Origin of the sequence: Streptomyces sp. NPDC056361 (assembly GCF_042262805.1) — a bacterium.
Classification (GTDB): domain Bacteria; phylum Actinomycetota; class Actinomycetes; order Streptomycetales; family Streptomycetaceae; genus Streptomyces.
Genome location: NZ_JBHJQI010000016.1, coordinates 21,812 through 36,642, shown reverse-complemented (window position 1 = coordinate 36,642; position 14,831 = coordinate 21,812). Strand labels below are relative to the sequence as shown.

At 73.6% G+C, this 14,831-nt stretch carries 13 protein-coding genes; 7 read left to right on the top strand and 6 right to left on the bottom strand.

Annotation, left to right across the window (positions count from 1 at the left end; all coding sequences use genetic code 11):
* The 4 genes from ACFCY7_RS07800 (at nucleotide 1) to ACFCY7_RS07785 (ending at nucleotide 3,887) form a co-directional block, all read left to right on the top strand.
* On the top strand, nucleotides 1-873 hold the full coding sequence (locus ACFCY7_RS07800) for a TioE family transcriptional regulator (protein WP_376482288.1): 873 nt from the start codon (nucleotides 1-3) through the stop codon (nucleotides 871-873).
* Between the two features lie 97 nt (nucleotides 874-970).
* The gene (locus tag ACFCY7_RS07795; RefSeq protein WP_376482286.1) at nucleotides 971-1,336 is read left to right on the top strand and encodes a hypothetical protein; all 366 of its coding nucleotides are present in this window, start codon (nucleotides 971-973) and stop codon (nucleotides 1,334-1,336) included.
* On the top strand, nucleotides 1,228-3,234 hold the full coding sequence (locus ACFCY7_RS07790) for a PP2C family protein-serine/threonine phosphatase (protein ID WP_376482284.1): 2,007 nt from the start codon (nucleotides 1,228-1,230) through the stop codon (nucleotides 3,232-3,234). Before ACFCY7_RS07795 ends, ACFCY7_RS07790 begins: the two co-directional genes overlap by 109 nt.
* 125 nt (nucleotides 3,235-3,359) lie before the next feature.
* Nucleotides 3,360-3,887: an NUDIX hydrolase family protein gene (locus ACFCY7_RS07785; protein WP_376482372.1), complete on the top strand. Its 528-nt coding sequence runs from the start codon at nucleotides 3,360-3,362 to the stop codon at nucleotides 3,885-3,887.
* Nucleotides 3,888-3,918: 31 nt separating this feature from the next.
* Here the strand turns inward: ACFCY7_RS07785 and ACFCY7_RS07780 are convergent, their stop codons facing one another.
* The 5 genes from ACFCY7_RS07780 to ACFCY7_RS07760 form a co-directional block, all read right to left on the bottom strand.
* Nucleotides 3,919-4,524 (bottom strand): hypothetical protein, encoded by a 606-nt coding sequence (locus tag ACFCY7_RS07780; RefSeq protein ID WP_376482282.1) that lies wholly within the window; start codon nucleotides 4,522-4,524, stop codon nucleotides 3,919-3,921.
* Complete coding sequence (locus ACFCY7_RS07775) at nucleotides 4,521-6,191, bottom strand: serine/threonine-protein kinase (RefSeq protein WP_376482280.1); 1,671 nt, start codon at nucleotides 6,189-6,191, stop codon at nucleotides 4,521-4,523. The genes ACFCY7_RS07780 and ACFCY7_RS07775 overlap by 4 nt, the downstream gene beginning before the upstream one ends.
* Before the next feature lie 147 nt (nucleotides 6,192-6,338).
* Nucleotides 6,339-7,538 carry a S8 family serine peptidase gene (locus tag ACFCY7_RS07770; RefSeq protein ID WP_376482279.1) on the bottom strand — a complete coding sequence of 400 codons (1,200 nt, stop codon included), beginning with the start codon at nucleotides 7,536-7,538 and terminating at the stop codon, nucleotides 6,339-6,341.
* A gap of 212 nt (nucleotides 7,539-7,750) precedes the next feature.
* A complete protein-coding gene (locus ACFCY7_RS07765) occupies nucleotides 7,751-9,259 on the bottom strand; it encodes a right-handed parallel beta-helix repeat-containing protein (RefSeq protein WP_376482277.1) in 1,509 nt (502 codons plus the stop codon).
* 39 nt (nucleotides 9,260-9,298) lie between these two features.
* A complete protein-coding gene (locus tag ACFCY7_RS07760) occupies nucleotides 9,299-10,888 on the bottom strand; it encodes a hypothetical protein (protein ID WP_376482275.1) in 1,590 nt (529 codons plus the stop codon).
* 112 nt (nucleotides 10,889-11,000) lie between these two features.
* On the opposite strand from ACFCY7_RS07760, the gene ACFCY7_RS07755 reads away from it, so the two are divergent.
* Together ACFCY7_RS07755 and ACFCY7_RS07750 are read left to right on the top strand one after the other, a co-directional pair.
* Entirely contained in the window at nucleotides 11,001-12,194 is a 1,194-nt protein-coding gene (locus ACFCY7_RS07755; RefSeq protein WP_376482274.1) for a sensor histidine kinase, read from the top strand.
* Entirely contained in the window at nucleotides 12,191-12,862 is a 672-nt protein-coding gene (locus ACFCY7_RS07750) for a response regulator transcription factor (protein WP_376482273.1), read from the top strand. Before ACFCY7_RS07755 ends, ACFCY7_RS07750 begins: the two co-directional genes overlap by 4 nt.
* A 12-nt stretch (nucleotides 12,863-12,874) precedes the next feature.
* Here ACFCY7_RS07750 and ACFCY7_RS07745 read toward each other — a convergent pair whose 3' ends face one another.
* A complete protein-coding gene (locus tag ACFCY7_RS07745; protein ID WP_376482271.1) occupies nucleotides 12,875-13,375 on the bottom strand; it encodes a MarR family winged helix-turn-helix transcriptional regulator in 501 nt (166 codons plus the stop codon).
* A gap of 39 nt (nucleotides 13,376-13,414) precedes the next feature.
* Between ACFCY7_RS07745 and ACFCY7_RS07740 the strand changes: the two genes are divergently transcribed.
* Entirely contained in the window at nucleotides 13,415-14,830 is a 1,416-nt protein-coding gene (locus tag ACFCY7_RS07740) for an MFS transporter (protein WP_376482270.1), read from the top strand.
* Nucleotide 14,831: the final 1 nt, after the last annotated feature.

The following is a 14,831-nucleotide window of genomic DNA, read 5'->3' as shown; positions in this document are numbered from 1 at the left end:
ATGGGGCGAAACCTTCAAAGCGGTGAGCGGCTCAGGCCGGTCGATCTGGCGCGCGAGCACGGTCTGTCCACCCAAGCGGTCCGCAACTACGAAGAGGCCGGCATCCTCCCCGCCGCGCAGCGCACGCCCCACGGCTACCGCACCTACACGCCTCGCCACGCCCAGGCCCTCCGCACCTTCCTCGCCCTCGCCCCCGGCCACGGCCACCGGACGGCGACGGAGATCATGCGGGCGGCCACCCGGGGCGCGGTCGACGAGGCCTTGCGCCTCATCGACGAGAGCCACACCCGGCTCCTCGACGACCGGCGCACCCTCCAGGCCGTGGAAGCCGCCCTGCGCGACCTGGAACCCACAGCGGAAGGGCGCGGAGGAGGGGCGGACCACGCGGGTACGGATCACGCGCGGGTGCCACACGCGGGGGCGGTCGAGGCAGGGGTCGCCGACGCGGAGGTCGCCCGGCCCGGCGACATGTTCATCGGCCCCCTCGCCGACCAGCTCGGCATCCGGCCCGCGACCCTCCGCGTGTGGGAGCGCGCCGGCCTGGTCCACCCCCGTCGCGATCCCAAGACCGGCTACCGCGTCTACGATCCCGCCGCCGTCCGCGACGCACGCCTCACCCACCAGCTCAGGCGAGGCGGATACCTCCTGGAGCGCATCGCCCCCCTGATCGCCCAGGTGCGGACGGCGGGCGGCCTGGAGCCGCTCAAGGCCACGCTGGGCGACTGGCACGCCCGGCTGTCCGCCCGGGGCAGGGCGATGCTCGCCGGCGCCGCCCAGCTGGACAGGTACCTCGGGCAGGGAACCGTCGGACAAAAAGCCTTGGGCGGGGAAGCCTTGGGCGGGAATCCTCTTAGTTCTACACAAAACAAATAAATCGTACTTTTGGGACCTTGGGCACTTATGCGTGCACGCGACCTGCGGCGAGGCTGAGGAGGGGAAGCAACGGGGGAACCGTCAGGGAGGCGTCTTCATGATCGGGACCATCAGACAGGAACAGGCCGCGGGCGCGACCGTGGTGGCGCCCGCAGGGCGGCAGGAGTTGCCGCGCGTGGCCGGGCTGCTCCTGGCTGTGGTCGCCGTGCTGTACGTGGCGACGCCGGTCATGCAGGCCTCCGTGACGCCGCTCGTGGAGTCCGACCTCGGGTTGACGCCCGGGCAGCAGGCCGCCGCCCAGGTGGTGGGTCTGACGCTGTCCATCGCGGTGCTCGCGGCGGCCGGGCGGGGGACGTGTGGGGCCGGCGGTCGGTACTGGCCGGGGCGCTGGTCGGGCTGGGTGCCGGCGGGCTGCTCCTCGCGGCGGCGTTCAGCCCGTGGGTGTACGTGCTGGGGCGGGTGACCGTGGCCGGGGCGCTGGCGGCGCTGTTCGTGTCGTGTCTGGCGTTCATGGCGTCCGCGTCGATGCCGGGACGGATCCGGCGGGTCATGGGCGGATGGCTGGCGGCGATGTCCGTCGGGTTCGTCCTCGCGGTCGTGCTGCTCCCCCGGGCCGCCCGGATGGTCGGGTGGCGGCCGCTCATGGCGCTGCTCGCCGCGGCGGCGCTCGCGGCGCTGGTGCTCGTACGCCGCTGTCTGCCCGCGACCAGGGCGGACGCGGAGGCGATGCACGACCCCGTGCGGACGGCGCTCCGGGTGGGTTGTGCGGTGACGCTGGCGGCCGCCTTGCAGCTCGCGCCCCTGTGGGGGTGGCGGGACGTCCGGATCGGGGCCCTGCTCGTGGTGGCCGTGCTGGCCTGCGGGGCGGCTCGGCTGCGGGTTCTCGTGCGGAGGCCGGGGCGGGACGCGTCGCCGCCCGTGGCCGGCGCGGTCTGGTGCGCGACCGTGGTGGCCGGGCTCGCGCTCGGCTTCACGCAGACCGTGCTCACGCTGGCGGTCCCGACGCTCACGGCGGCGGCGGGTGCCTCCGCCGACGGCGGCGCGCTGGTGCTGTCCGCGTTCGGCGCGGGTGGGGCGGCGGGGTGTCTCGTGGTCCGCCACCGGAACGTGTCGCCGCTGGCCGGTGCCTCGCTCGGCCTGCCGCTCGCGGCGCTCGGGCTTCCGCTGCTGCACGTCCTCCTCGACCGTGGCGGTCACGCGATGGCCGGCGGGCTGGCGACCGTGGCGCTGATCGGCTTCGGCATCATGCTGGCGATGACGCCGCAGACGGCGCGGTTCCTCGCCGCCATCCCGCGCCCTCGTCTCGGCGTGGAGGCCGCCCTGCTGCCCTCGGCCGTTCTCGTGGGGGTCGCCGCGGCCCAGGCGACGCCGTACACGTCGGCTGCCGGAGTGGTGCCGCTGCCCGGGGAGGCGCGGGAGCTGCTGTGGATCGGGACGGTCGTGGTCGCGGTGGCCGCACTGGCGCTCGGCCGTCCCGTCGTCGCGCTCGCCGTGGCCGCGGCCGCGGCGCTGCAGTACGTGATGGTGGACGCCGTCACGAGCCCGTCGGTGAGCGTCGTCGTCGCGCTGGCCGTCGGGGCCGTCGCGGGCTCCGCCGCGTGGTCGCGGCGCGAGCAGACCGAGCGCCTCAGCCGTACGCGCGCGACCGCGAGTGCGCTCCAGCACGCCGTGCTGCATCCCATCCCCCGGTCGCTGGGCGGCCTGCGCCTCGCCGGTCTCTACCGGCCGGCGACCGTCGGCACCGCCATCGGCGGCGACTTCCTCGAAGCGCTCGACACCCCGCACGGCACGCGCATCCTCATCGGCGACGTGCGCGGCAAGGGCCTCCAGGCCGTGCAGACCGTGACCGACCTGCTCGGGTGCTTCCGCAGCCAGGCGCACGAGACGGAGGACCTCGGGCGGGTCGCCGCGTGTCTGGACCGCCAGGTGCGGCGCGCCGCCGAGGCCCGGGGCGACGACGAGCTCTTCGCCACGGCCCTGCTCCTCCAGTACCCGGGTGCGGCGCACGAGCTGGAGGCCGTCAACTGCGGTCACCTCGACCCCGTGGAGGTCACCGCGGCCGGCACTCGTGAGCTGTCCGTTCCGGCCGAACTCCCCCTGGGATTCGGCGTCCTGGGAAGTGCCGCCGCCGTCCGTCCGCACCCGGTGCCCCTGGCGTCGGGGGCGACGCTCCTCGCCCACACCGACGGCCTCAGCGAGGCGCGCAACTCCACCGGCGAGTTCTATCCGGTCACCCGGCGGGTGGCCGACACGCCCCGGCACACCCCGGACGCCCTCGTCCGCCACCTCGACCACGACGTCCGCGACTGGACCCACCGCCTGACCGACGACATCGCCGTCATCGCGCTCGCCCGGCGCTGACGGGACGGCCGTCCCGGGTCCGCTCCGTCGGCGGGCCCTGGGGCGGGGAGAAGTCCCACCCGGCTGGCAGACACGCGACCTGGGCCGAGAGGGGGCGCGGAAAGTATGATCAGGCGATGTCCGACATGACTGAGACCACGCCCGGCTGGCTGACCACGGATGAACTGGGCAGCGCCAGGGCCCTGATGCCCATCCTGTACGTGGAAGCCGTGCCCGTACGCGTGGACGACAGCGGCGAAGTCACCAGCATCGGCCTGCTGCTGAGGATCGGCGCGGACGGGACGATCAGCAGGACGCTGGTGTCCGGCCGGGTCATGCACCACGAGCGGGTCCGCGACGCGCTGCTGCGTCACCTGGAGAAGGACCTCGGTCCGGTGGCGCTGCCGCGCGTGCCCGCGTCCCTGCAGCCGTTCACGGTCGCCGAGTACTTCCCGACGGCGGGCGTCACGCAGTACCACGACCCGCGTCAGCACGCGGTGTCGCTGGCGTACGTCGTGCCGGTGACCGGCGACTGCCGCCCCCGGCAGGACGCGCTGGACCTGGTGTGGTTCAGCCCGCAGGAGGCGGCCTCGCCGGCGGTGCAGGGCGAGATGCCGGGCGGTCGGGGCGTCCTGCTGAAGCAGGCGCTCGCGCACGTGGGGCACGCGTACTGAGTCCCCGCCCGGGGCTTTCCCGGGGGCGGGCTCAGCCGCAGCTGTACGTGAAGGCTCCCTCGGCCGCGTGGGCCGTGGGGGACGTGATCACGAGGCGGGCGACGGCCTGGTGGGAGCCGGGCCCGTGGAAGGTCCACAGGAGGTGCAGGCGCGCCTCCTCCTGACCGCGGGTCAGGGTCTCGCGCAGGGGTGCGGACCGGGTGCCGTCGCTGCGCTCCCAGTGGTAGGTGAGCGTGCCGGGGCGGCCGTCGGTGCGGACGACGCCGACCACGTTCGCCGTTCCGTCGCAGCCGAGCGGCCGGTCGGGGGCGGTGACCGCGACGGCCCGCACGGCGACCTGGGGCCCGTACTCCCGCCAGGCGAGGAAGGCCAGGACCGCGACGAGGACGAGGGCCGCGAGGGCGTACCGCCACGGCCGTCGCCGGCGGGGTGGCGGGGGTGGCGGCGCGCCGGGCAGGGTGCCGTGCCAGATCTCCACGGCGGTGGGCGTGTTCTCCGCGCGGCGGGCGGCGACCGCGGTGACGCCCGGACCGAAGCGCAGGACCTCGCCCTCCACGCGGTCGGGGGTCGGGGCGGGTGTCGGGCCCTCGAACCAGTGGCTGCCCAGTTCGGTGGCGCTGTAGTCGTCGTCGTTCATGTGATCACACACCGTCGGATGAGGACCTGCTGGAAGGAACCGCCGTTCCCGGCGGCCGGGTTCGTGGTCGCACGCGCTCCCCAGTAGCAGCCGGCGCCGCGGACGGTGTGGGAGACCGTGAGGGTGTAGCGGGTGGCTCCCTGGCGCCGGAAGGTGTCGGAGCCGTCGGGGACGCCCGGCGAGCCCTTCTCGTCGCCGGTGGACCACGCGACGACGAGGGTCACCGGTCCGGTGCCGTCCGTCGTGATCTCGATGGTGGCCTCGGCGGAGGTCGGTCCGATCTGGCGGAGGCTCGTGACGGAGACGGCCCTGACGGAGACGGCCGGCGGCCTCGTCGGAGCCGTGGTCGGCGGGGTCGTGGGCGGGGTGGTGGGCGGGGTCGTGGTGGGTGTGGGCGGTGGCGTCGTCGGGGGCTCGGTGGTGGGTGCGGTGGTGGTGTCGGTCGGGGAGGGGGCGGTGGTGGTCTCCGTCGGGGTGGGGGTGTCGGACGAGGCGGAGGGTTCGGGTCCGGTCGTCGTCGCCGTCGGAGTCGGAGTCGGGGTCGGGGTCGGCGGTGGGGAGGTGGTCGGATCCGGCGGGGCGGTGGTCTCGGTGGTGTTCGTCGTCGCGAAGGCCTGGGCGGCCCGGTCCCCGTCCGACGGTTCGCTCCCGGCCCGTGCGGCGACGGCGATGAGGAGCGCCAGGACGAGCGCGGCGGCGCCCGCGGGCAGGCCGCGCGGGAAACGGCGACGGGGGCGCGGCGTCGGAGGCGGGGTGAAGGTGGTCGTGGCGAGTGCGGTCGTGCCCTGCGCGGTGCCTCCGGCGGAGGGGAAGAGGAGGGGCAGGAGCGCGGCCAGCGCGGCGAGTCGGCCTCGTCCGCGCTTCTCCCAGTCGGGGCCGTAGGCGGCGGTGGCGACCGACTCCAGTTCGGTGACGAAGGCGGCCGCGTTCTCCGGCCGCTCCTGCGGGGCCTTGGCGAGGCCGCGCCGGATGAGCGGGCGCAGCGGTTCGGGTGCCTGCCCGTCGGGGACGGGTGCCTCCAGGTGCTGGAGGGCGAGTTCGGCGAAGTTGTCGCCGACGAAGGGCTTGCGGCCGGTGAGGCATTCGAAGAAGGTCGCGGTGGCCGCGTAGACGTCGGCCGCCGGTGTGGCGGGGGCACCGTTCCACTGCTCGGGTGCCATGTAGGCGGGGGTTCCGGCGATGCCGGGTCTGCTGTCCTGCCCGGCCGCGATGCCGAAGTCGACGAGCTTGGAGGCCCCGTCGGCGGCGACGAGGACGTTCTCGGGCTTGTAGTCGCGGTGTACGACGCCCGCCCGGTGCGCGGCGGCGAGGCCGAGGAGCGAGCCCTTCAGCACGACGAGGGCGGCTTCGGGGCCGGTCGAGCCCTCCCGGGCGAGGAGGGCGCGGAGCGCGACGCCGTCCACCAGTTCCATGACGATGGCCGCTCCCTGGGGGGCTTCGACGTACTCGTAGAACCCCACGACGTACGGGGTGTCGAGGGCGCCGAGGAGGCGGGCCTCGGAGCGGAAGCCGTGGAGGAACGCCTCGTCGGAGCGGAGGCGCTCGCCCAGGTACTTCACCGCCACCGGCGTCCCGGTCGCGTCGTGTCTCGCCAGCACGACGCGGCCGCTGCCGCCCGCGCCAAGTTCCCGGGACTCGGTGTATCCCGGGACCACCCATGCGCTCATTCGTTTCCCCCTCGGCGCCGTGGCCGTTCGTCCACAGGGACAGATTCTCGCCACGGCCGGTTCCCGGGGAAAGGGAGGGAAGCGGAAAAATGGGGACGGCCCCCCAGGGTGTGGGGGGCCGTCCGTGCGCGGCGTGCGCCGCGGGGGTCAGGGAGTGATCTTCAGGAGCTTGTTGGCGGTGCCTGCGGAGGGGTTCTTGATGGCGTCCGGGGTGGCCGCGCCGGTGAGCGCGGCGGCGGTGTCGGCCGGGGTCGCCGTCGGGTTGGCCGCCAGGTAGAGGGCCGCGGCTCCCGTGACGTGGGGCGTGGCCATGGAGGTGCCGGAGATCGTCTTGACTCCGGTGTCGCTGTCGTTCCAGTCGGACGTGATGTCCGAGCCGGGGGCGTAGAGGTCGACCACCGCGCCGAAGTTGGAGAAGTCGGACTGCTCGTCGTCCTTGGTGCTCGAGGCCACGGTGAGGGCTTCGGGGACCCGGGACGGCGAGCCCTGGCCGGCGTCGGAGGATTCGTTGCCCGCGGCGACGGCGAAGGTCACGCCGGAGGCGATGGCGCGCTGGACGGCCGCGTCGAGGGCCTCGTCGGCGCCGCCGCCCAGGCTCATGTTCGCGACGGAGGGGCCGGTGTGGTTCTTCGTCACCCAGTCGATGCCCGCGACGACCTGCTCGGTGGTGCCGGAGCCGTTGTCGTCGAGGACGCGCACGGCGACGATCTTCGCCTTCTTGGCGACTCCGTGGGAGGTGCCGGCGATGGTGCCCGCGACGTGGGTGCCGTGGCCGTTGCCGTCGTCGGCCGAGTCGTCGTTGTCGACGGCGTCGAAGCCGTGGGTGGCGCGGCCGCCGAAGTCCTGGTGCGAGATCCGGACGCCGGTGTCGATGACGTACGCGGTCACGCCCTCTCCCCCGCCGTCGGGGTAGGTGTACTTGTCGTCGCCGGCGGTCTCGGCCTGGTCGATCCTGTCCAGGCCCCAGGACGGGGGCTTCTCCTGGGTCTCGTTGATGCTGAACCGCTTGTTCTGCACGACGGTTTCGACGGCGGGGTCGGCGGCGAGCCGCTTGGCCTCCTGGACGGTCAGGCCGGACGCGGAGAAGCCGTTGACCTTCGAGCCGTAGGAGCGCTGGAGGGTGCCGCCGTACTTCTTCGCCAGGTCGCCCTTGTTCGCGGATGCGTCGAGGATGACGACGAAGCTGCCGTCCACGGCGCCGGGGGCGCCGAGTCCGTGCACGGTCCCTTCGGCCGGGGCGGCGGCCCCGGCGAGGTTGGTCGCGAACAGCGCGGCGGCGGCTGCGCCGGCCACACCTGTGGCTATGGCCGCGTTGCGAAGTCCGTGGGATCGCTTGTGAGTTGCCATGAAGTGGTTCTCTCCTCGTGTTGACGTGTGGGGCGTCAAACGTTCGAGGGAAACCCTGTGCGGGTTGGCAGGAGCAAATCAAGTGCGAACCGGCGGTACGGGTTATTCAACAAGCTTTCTTAAAAAGCTCTCCGCACCGCCTCCACGTCGCACACCCCCTCCCGCGAACTCCTCCCTGAAACGCACACGTTCACCGGGAGGGCCCGGGAGGGCTACAGTCCCGGGCCGTTGTAGGCGCCGCGGTGCGGCTTCGTGGTCGCGGAGACCGGGTTGCCCCAGTAGTCGCGGCCTCCGTTGCCGGTGATGACGGAGCCGTTGTTCAGGCCGGGGGACGTGGCGCGCAGCTTGTAGCCGTCGACGGAGTGGATGGTGTCGCCGCCGGTGCCGGGGTTCACGAACTGCGGGTCGGCCGCGATGCCGTTGGCGGTGGGCCTGGGGACGCCCTGGAAGACGTTCCACAGCCAGGAGACGCCGGGGCCGGTGGGGAGCCGGGAGTCGGTGGTGCCCACCCACACGTTGTTCTCGACGACGCTCTCGTCGGGGAGCGTGATGTCGAACTTCTTGTCCGTGCAGTACAGGACGTTGTTGTACATGTGCAGGGCGGAGCGGCCGGCGCTGACGCTGCTCATGCGGCAGTCGTTCTCGGAGATGTTGTAGCGGACGACCTGCTTGGCGGCGCCGATGGTGCCGCATCCGTCGCAGTCGAGGAAGAAGCCGCCGATGTTGTCGCGGCTGAAGTTGTACTGGACGGTGCAGGTGCCGGTGTTGCCCCAGTCGCAGTCGAACGCCTGGCTGTCGGCCGCGGACATCCGCGTGATGCCGTGGACGGCGTTCTTCTGGATGGTCGGGTCGTGGTCGCCGAGCACCCAGATGCCGGCGAAGTTGCCTCCGGAGAAGGGGTACACGCCGTTGCCGACGCCGGAGGCGTTGTTGTACTGGATCATGGGGGCGTGGGCGTAGCTGGCGATGATGCCGTCGCCGCCGACGTCCTTGACGACGTTGTTCTCGATGAGCACTCCGGCGCCCTTGACCGCCATGGAGCCGACGCGGATCTTGAGGCCGCCGCCGCCGGTGTTGCTGATCTGGTTGTCGTGGACGTGGACGTCGTTGAGGGTCGAGTTCGTGCCGCTCGCGCCGGTGACGATGCCGGCGGACTGCACGAAGTCCTCGGTGGTCGGGCTGCTCTTGCTGGTCTGGCCGGCGACGCGGTCGATGACGAGTGGGCCGATGTCGTAACCGCGGTGCGCCGTACCGTCGGTGGCGGAGATACGCAGTCCGGTGCGCCGGGCGACCGTGGTGGCGGGGTTGGTCAACTTGAGGTCGGCTATCCGCCAGTGGTCCTGGTTGGTCAGGGTGACGGCGCTCGCCGCCCCGCCGCCGTCGATCACGGGCAGGGTGCCGGTGCCGTAGCGGGTGAGGGTGATGGGGGCGGCGGCGGTGCCGCTGCCCTGCGGGGCGAGCGAGCCGGTGCAGGTGGTGCCGGAGGCGAAGGCGAGCGTGTCACCGGGTCCGTACGCCGTCGCGTTGGCCTGGGCGATGCTGTTGAAGGGGGAGGTCTGGCTGCCGTCGCCGGCGGACGGCCGTGAGCAGTCGACGTAGGTGGTGGTCCCCACCGCGGAGGCGGGCGCGTCGACGAGGGCGACGGTGCCGCCGAGGGCGAGGGCCGCGGCGAGGAGGCCGCGACCCGCCAACTGGCGTACGGGGAAGGGTCTGGTGGTCATGAAGCGCGACACCTTTCTGAGGTCCGGTGCCGCCAGAAGCTAGGTGCGGTCGATGATCGAGTCAATGCGATTCTGTCGATTGATCGAGTTTCGATCACAAGATGGGCGATTGGTCGATTTCCTCCGCTCGCCGTCGCCGGGCACGCGCTTCAGGGCGAGCGCAAGCAGCGCCGCCGCGTAGGCGGCGAGGACCCCGAACCCGGCCCACCAGGGAAGCGGGAAGTACCCGGTGGACGGCGCGTAGTGGGCGAGGACGTGGGGGTACGCGGTCAGGGTCTGCTGGGTGGCGAAGCCCGCGGCCGGAGTCAGGCGCAGCAGCCACCGGGACGGGCCGTCGGCGAGCAGCGGGAAGGAGGTCACCGCGTACGGGACCGCGACCGCCAGGACGGCGACGGCGACCGCGGCCCAGGCCCGTCGCAGGAGGGCGCCGAGGGCGAGGCCGAGCACCGCGGAGAGGGCGAGCGCCGCGGCGGTGCCGACGACCACGCGCGCGCCGGTGAGCGGGGACACCGCGGGGACGGGGATCCCGTTCCCCTTCAGGATCGCCGCTCCCGCGGGGATCACGACGCCCAGGGCGAGGAGGCCCGTCACGAAGGCGGCGGCGGCCACGACGGCCGCCTTCGCCGCGAGTTCCGTACTGGTGGGCGGCGGCCCGTCCGCGGGGTCGCGGCGGTACGCGGACGTGGCGAACCGCACCGCGACCACGAGCACGACGAGCAGGGCGAGGGCCAGGCCGCCGAGGGTGCGCTCCACCGGGCGTGCGCCGTCCTCGGCGCCCGCCGGGCCGATGTCGCCGGCTCCGGTCACGGTGATCGTGCCGTTCTTCCGCACCGCGCCCGATCGCGTGAAGTACTTCTCCCAGTCGGTGCGGTTCGCCTCGCCGACGAGGTCCTCCTTCCAGCTCGCCGCCGGCACCGTGCCGGTGAGCGCCACGTGGTCGAAGACGCCGCCCGCCTGCGTCCAGCGCACCTGCTCCGTGGCGCCGCCGAGACCGACCGGCCGCAGCGTCAGATCTCCGGGAGAGGTGGCGAACAGGCCGACCCGTACGGTCTCGGGCAGGCCGGGCAGCCGTGCCGTACCCACCTTCGCCCAGTGCTCGCCGTCGGCGGACTCGTGGCCGGTGACGCTGTCGCCCGAGCGGGTCAGCCGCAGCCAGCGCGGCGAGCGGGCCGAGACCCCGCCGCGGCTGCCCGCGATGTCGTGGAGGTAGTCGTACTGCATCCGCACGCCGTGGCCGCCGGTGAGCATCAGTGCCGCGTAGGAGGACCCCGGGCGGACTCCGTCCTTGACGATGATCCCGGCCTTCGCCCACGGCACAAGGCCGGGGACGATCCGGTCGTGGTGCGGCGGCGGGTAGGTGATCGTGCCCGTCATGGACGTGAGCCGGACGGTGATGCTGCCGTTCCGCCCCAGATCCTGGTGCAGGAGGGAGAACTGGTCGTTGACGAGGGTGCCGTCGGGACCCGTCGGATCGGCCGGGCAGGGGCCGTCGCAGGAGGCGTGGTTGCCGTACGCGTAGAGCAGGCCGAGGGCGACGACGGCCAGCGCCGCGAGGGCGAGGGCGACGAGCCGGCCCGGTCGCCGGAACCGGGTCCATTCCCGCCGGAGCGCTTCGTTGGTCTTCTCCATGGCTCCGGTTGTACGGACGCGGCCGTGACAGGGGCCGAACCGCGCCTGTCACGTCGCTGTTAGGTGCGGCACGGCATGCTGGGTCCGGCCGGACGCGAACGGGAAGAGGACCATGGGCATGCTGCGGGGCGGAACGGTGCGACGGCGCTTCACGATCTTGTACGCGGCCGGGTTCCTCGTGTCGGGGATCGTGCTGCTCGCACTGACCTATCTGATGTCCGGAGTACGGCTGAGCACGGTCGCCCCCGGCCAGGCACCGACGCCCGTCCCGACCGGCGAGCCCCGTCTCGCCGCCGCCGAACAGCGGATCCGGTCCTTGGAGGGGCAGCTCGCGGACGTGCACGGGCAGCAGGACCAGCGGCTGTTCCTCGGCTCGCTGATCGCGCTGGTGGTGATGGTGGGGCTCTCGCTCCTGCTCGGCCGGTTCCTGGCGGACCGGGTGCTGCGCCCGCTGCGCCTGATCACGGCGGCGACGCGGCGGATCTCGGCGGAGAACCTGCACGAGCGGCTCGCCGTGACCGGACCGGCCGACGAGGTCAAGGAGCTCGCCGACACCGTCGACGGCCTCCTCGAACGCCTGGAGGCGTCCTTCGACGCGCAGCGCCGGTTCGTCGGCAACGCCTCGCACGAGTTGCGTACGCCCCTGGCGACGCTCCGGGCGTCGCTGGACGTCGCCGTGGCCAAGCCGGAGCCCGCCGCGCAGACCCTGGCGCTCGCCGGTCGGCTGCGGACCGAACTGGACCGCCTGGACCACCTCCTCGACGGCCTCCTCGTCCTCGCCCGAGCGCAGCACGGCGCCTTCGCCGACCGGACCCTCGTGTCGCTCGCGGAGCTCGCGCGGGAGGCGCTGGCCGACCGGGCCGCCGACATCGCCGCCAAGGACCTGGCGCTCGACGCCGAGGTGCGGCCGGACGCCTGGTCGCGCGGGAGCGGCGTACTGCTGTCGCGTACGGTGCGGAACCTGGTCGACAACGCGATCGTGCACAACGAGGCGGGCGGCTGGATCCGGGTCTCCGCCGACGGCGACGGCGCCGAGGCGCGCCTCGTCGTCGAGACGGGCGGGCGCGTCCTCGACCAGGGCGAGGTGGACCGGCTGGGGCGGCCGTTCGAGCGGCTCGGGGCCGCCCGTACGGGACCGGAGGGGAGTTCGGGGCTCGGGTTGTCGATCGTCGCCGCGATCGTCGAAGCGCACGGCGGCCGCCTCTCGCTCCAGGCCCGGCCGGAGGGGGGCCTGTGCGTCACGGTGGCGCTGCCGGCCGCGTCCGACCGGCCGGACGGGGCCGCGAAGGCCCGGGTGACGGCATGAGGATCCTGGTCGTGGAGGACGCGCGGTCGCTCGCCGAGGTCGTCGCCGAGGGGCTGCGGGACCAGGGGATGGCCGTCGACGTCGCGTACGACGGCCTGGAGGCCGCCGCGAAGCTCGACCTGAACCCGTACGACGTGGTCGTCCTCGACCGGGACCTGCCCGGCATCCACGGCGACGCGCTCTGCCGGATGATCACGGAGCGGGACGACCGCGCGATGGTGCTGATGCTGACCGCCGCCGGTGCGCCCGGCGACCGGGTCAGCGGGCTGACCCTCGGCGCCGACGACTACCTCGCCAAGCCCTTCCACTTCCCCGAACTGGTCCTCCGCGTCCGGGCGCTGGCCCGCCGCCGGCCGACGGCCCGGGCCCGCACCCTGCGTGCCGCCGGCCTCGAACTCGACCCGGTGCTCCGCACCGTGCTCCGCGACGGCCGCCCCCTCGCCCTGTCCGTCAAGGAGTTCGCCGTCCTGGAGGCGCTCCTGCGCGCCAGTCCGGGTTTCCTCAGCGCCGAGGACCTCCTGGAGCGGGTGTGGGACGAGAACGCCGACCCGTTCACCAACACCGTGACCGTCACCGTCGGCCGGCTGCGGCGCAAGCTGGGCAGCCCGCCGGTCATCACGACGACGACCGGGGTGGGGTACCGGATCGCCGACGAACCGGCGCCGTGACGGCCCGGGTGGTCAGTCGTCGCCCGCGGGCAGCGTGAGGGCGAGTCGTTCCAGCAGGTCCGCGAGGTGCGCCTGGTCGTCGGCGCCGAGCCCGGCGAGGAGGCGGCGCTGGTTGTCCAGGTGGACGGCGATGAGCTCGTCGGTGAGGGCGACGCCTTCGGCGGTGAGGGTGATCAGCCGCCCGCGCGAATCGGCCTCGGCGACGGTCCTGGCGACCAGACCGCGGGCTTCGAGCCGGTCGACGCGCTTGGTGATCGCGCCGGTGGTGACGAGGACGGTACGGCTGAGGTCGCCCGCGGACAACGCGTAGGGCTCCCCCGCACGCCGGAGCGCCGCGAGCAGGTCGAAGTCGCCGCTCCCCAGGTCCGCGGCGGCGAACGGCGGGCGCAGGCGCTGGTCGAGGGCGTGGGTGAGCCGGAAGAGCCGTCCGACGACGAGCATGGGCGTCGTGTCGAGGTCGGGGCGTTCCCGCTGCCACTGGTCGACGATGGCGGCGATGGCGTCGGACTGCATGCCTTCACTCTATCTTCCACGGATGATAAATTATCTTCCATGGAAGATACTTCTGTCCGGTCGGATGCCCCGGCGGCCGTCCCGGCCTCCCGGCCCGATGCCCGTACGCGCCGCCGCCTCGTCTCCGCGAGCCTGGCGGGTTCGATCGGCGACGGCATCTACGTACCCCTGACGATGCTGTTCCTCCACTCGCTCACCGGCCTGTCCCTCACGTCGATCGGCGCGGGACTCACGGTCGCCGGGCTCTGCGCGCTCGCGTTCATGCCCGCCACGGGCGTCCTCATCGACCGGTTCGGCGGCCGGCGGGTGCTCATCGGCGTCCTCGCGCTGCGCGCGATCGGCTTCGCCGCCTACCCGTTCGCCGACACCTACCCCGCCTTCCTGACGATCGCCCTGGTGGTCGCGGTCGGGATGTGGGCCTCGTCGCCCAGCCAGCACGCGCTGATCGGCGACCTCGCCCGAGGCGTCGAGCGCGACCGGCTCCTGGCCTGGGACCGCAGCCTGCGCAACGCCGGCATGGGCTGCGGCAGCCTGGCGGCCGCGGGCATGCTCGCGTGGAACGGCACCACCGGCTTCGTCGTCGCCGCCGAGGCCCTGGCCGCGGTCTTCGCCCTCTCCGCGGTCCTCGTCGCCCGGATCCCCCACGTCCGCGGTCGGGCCGAACGGCCGGCGGCCCGCGACGGGTACCGGCAGGTCCTCGCCGACCGGCCCTACCTGCTCGTCACCACGGCCAACTTCCTCGTCGCCTTCGGCTACACCACCCAGGCCATGGCCCTGCCGGTCTTCCTCACCCGCGACATCGCCCTGCCCGACGCCCTGGCCGGCATCGTCTTCGCGGTCAACACCGCCCTGGTCGCCCTCCTCGGCGTCCCCGCCACCCGCCTGACGCTCCGCGCCCGACGCACCCGCGCCGCCGCCCTCGGCGCGGTCGTCTTCGCGCTCTCCTTCGCCGCCTTCGCCGCCCTCCCCCACCTCGTCGGCGGCCCGAACGCCCTCGTCGCCGTCCTGACCGTCGCCGTGCTCTACACCGCCGGCGAACTCCTCCACTCCGCCCCCTCGCAGAGCCTCTCCGTCCAGGCCGCCCCCGACCACCTGCGCGGCCGGTACCTGTCGGTGTACCAACTGTCCTGGTCGGTCTGCCGCACGGTCGCACCCCTGCTCCTCGGCTTCCTGCTCGACGCCGGGCCGTGGCAGCTGTGGGCCGTGCTCGCCCTGCTGGTCCTGACCGGGGCGGCGGTACTCCTGTGCGCGGAGAGGTCGTTGCCCGCGCACGCGGTCGGTACCAGCGGCGCCGGGGTCGGCGTCAGCGGGACCGGGGACGGGGGCGGGATCCGGGCCGGGGTCGGGGCCGGGGCGACCGCGCGCCGCGGAGCTGCCGACCAGCAGGCGGTGGCGGGCGCGGCGGGCCGGGACGACGCCCGCCGTTCCGCGTACACGGGAACCACGGGGCGCTGAC